This is a genomic window from Micrococcus sp. GbtcB5 (genome assembly GCF_019091605.1).
Lineage (GTDB): Bacteria > Actinomycetota > Actinomycetes > Actinomycetales > Micrococcaceae > Micrococcus > Micrococcus luteus.
In genome coordinates this window covers 1-2,335 of sequence record NZ_JAGXJK010000058.1, presented here as the reverse complement: position 1 = coordinate 2,335, position 2,335 = coordinate 1, and the positions used below count along the sequence as shown (strand labels likewise).

At 70.8% G+C, this 2,335-nt stretch carries 3 protein-coding genes; all 3 read right to left on the bottom strand.

All coding sequences use genetic code 11. The features are described 5' to 3' along the window. Positions 1-446, bottom strand: a 446-nt coding sequence (locus tag KVS67_RS11310; protein ID WP_254629349.1) for an Abi family protein, incomplete at its 3' end; no start/stop codon positions are given. Between the two features lie 173 nt (positions 447-619). Further along, a complete protein-coding gene (locus KVS67_RS11305) occupies positions 620-1,129 on the bottom strand; it encodes a hypothetical protein (protein WP_170747870.1) in 510 nt (169 codons plus the stop codon). Positions 1,130-1,489: 360 nt separating this feature from the next. Then, the gene (locus KVS67_RS11300) at positions 1,490-2,092 is read right to left on the bottom strand and encodes a helix-turn-helix domain-containing protein (protein WP_217565374.1); all 603 of its coding nucleotides are present in this window, start codon (positions 2,090-2,092) and stop codon (positions 1,490-1,492) included. Between the last annotated feature and the right edge of the window lie 243 nt (positions 2,093-2,335).

The window sequence follows — 2,335 nt, the reverse complement described above, 5'->3', positions numbered from 1 at the left end:
GACTCGGCCAACCCCAGCAGCCGGCTCCGTACCAGACGGCGGACGACGTCGAGGAGGTCAGCGTGCCGCTGTCGGTCGCGGAAGTGCGCGGCGTCGATGTACCAGTGGGCGTCGTCATAGGTCGCGGTCATGAGGTCGGTCAGGGCTGCGCGGACCGCGACTTCCACACGCTCGAGGGCGTCGAGGCAATGAAGCCGCAGCTTGCGATCGAAGACGTACAGGTCCAGGACGTCGTCGAACTCGGCACCGGGGGCGAAGGTGTGAGTGGATCGCTCCGCCTGGAAGGGGATCGTGTAGGGGGAGAGCCGGTAGTACCCGAGGTGCCGCAGGTATCGGAGAGCGCGGTCCCGGTCCGGAACCACGAGCCCCCGGCTCTCAAGCTGCTCGAGCATCCGCTCGTGGGAGAGCGGGGGCTTCGTGAAGGTCTCCGACCCCCGTGCCCGCATGGTCCGTCCCACTTCACCCTCCCGTTCCGGCACGAAGCAGCGCCAGGCAAAGAAAAATCCCCCAAGTGCGCATCGTGGAGAGGCGTGGGGGATGTAGTGGGTTCAGTGTAGCACCTGAGAAGTCCGTGCCGATGCCGGGCCGGTGGAGCGGTCTGGGCACCCGGCCGCGCCCCTCACAGCGCCAGAATCCAGCGGTCCTCGGGGCCAAAGACATGGAGGTCATCGCACGTGAAGCCGCGCAGCCTCGGGACGTGGTCCACCACGCGCAGGTACAGGCCGCGGTGCACGCCGGGCTCGTCGCCGAGGGACGGGCTGAGCACATGCGCGGAGCCGTCGGGCGCGCGGCCGTGCCGAAGCACGGAGTCCGGCGCGTTCGCCTGGTCCAGGGTGGCCATGCGCAGCAGCGGGGCGACGGTGGGCGGGCACTCCCGCAGGCCCGCCGCCTCAACCGCTCGCCGCAGCTCGGGGAGGGTGCCGCCGTCGGGCAAGCCGAGCTCGGCGAGCGTGCGCTCGACGACGGTCACTCGGATCGGCGCGTCGACGCGCACCCACGCGTCGGCGATCAACTGCTCGGCGGACGCGTTCATCTCGACGCCAACCGCGCGCAGGCGGGCGAGGAGGTCGGCGGGGTCCTCCGGTGCGAGGTCGAGCGTGGGGGAGTCCCCGGGGAGCAGGCGCGTCATGGGGCCATCCTGCCTCGACAGAAAACCGGCTGTAAGCCGGGTTCTGTGCGGGTCAGGTGCGGGATTCCCCCGCAAACGGAGAGAGGAGATGCTCCAGAGCCAGCAGTGACACCGCCCGGGGCACGCGTCACCCGGGGCGCGCCGTCCTCGTTCCGCCGGAACAGGGTCAGGTGCCACAGCCCGGGGGCCGTGCGAGACGGGTGTCGATCAGCCCGTGCGCACCGGCCTCCTCCAGGCGTCGGCGAGGTCGATGCCGAGGGTCGCGAGCGCCTCGGAGTCACGCAGGACCACGATCCGTTCGGCCTCCACATCCCGAACCGAGGCAGCGACCGGAGGAGCACTGCGCCGGCCCCAGCCAGGTCAGAGGGGGCGGCTCGTTCGACGGAACCGGTCCGCCCCGACGGTGAACGTGCGACCCTCGACGGGTTCCGGCAGCTCCTTGCCCTCGACGGCCTGGGGCGTGACGCGAGCGAGCACATGGCGGTTCTTCTCCTCCACCAGGTAGTAGGCGTCCCGGTTGCTGAGGCTGTCGCTGAGACCGAAGAGTCCGTAGGGGGTGTCGAAGGCGAGCATCAGCCCCCACTCGAGGAACTCCTGCACCCGGTTATTGGACCGCATCCGCGCGAGGGGGTAGATGGCCGCGTCAGGGAAGGCCTCGCGCACGGCCCGGTGACTCTTCGCGCCCAGGGGTCGACCGGCCGGCTTGTACGGCTCGAGGGAGGCGACGTCCACGGGATGCCGTAGCACGGCGGGCGTCGCGCCGTCCCCGGTGCCGTCCAGCAGATGGTCCACGCTGACGCCGAACAGGGCCGCCATCGCCCGCAGGTTGTCCACGTCCGGGATGCCGCGTCCCGCCTCCCATTTCGTCACCGCCTGCCGGGAGACGTGCAGCCGGTCCGCGAGCGCGGCCTGGGAGAGCCCGTTGCGGGTGCGGAGCTCCTTGATGCGCTGGGCGAGTGCCATGGCCCTGTCCTTTCCTGGAGGAGACGGTCACAGTCTGCACCGGGTCGTCCACCCAGGGGTATGCGGCGGGACGGAAGGGTGCGCTACCTGCCGGAGCACTCCGGCTACGGTGCGTTGCCCCCACTCTGACATGGGCGTTCATGGAGGGTGGGGGTGACTGGACCGCGGGACGGACCTCACTCGCCTCTTCACTCCCCGCCGCCTCCGGGCGCGCGCAGACCTGACCGTGAGCCGCTGGGCGGT

Bases quoted from the DNA above. Each gene is read 5' to 3' on its own strand.
- KVS67_RS11300 (WP_217565374.1), bottom strand. From the start codon at position 2,092: ATGGCACTCGCCCAGCGCATCAAGGAGCTCCGCACCCGCAACGGGCTC.
- KVS67_RS11305 (WP_170747870.1), bottom strand. From the start codon at position 1,129: ATGACGCGCCTGCTCCCCGGGGACTCCCCCACGCTCGACCTCGCACCG.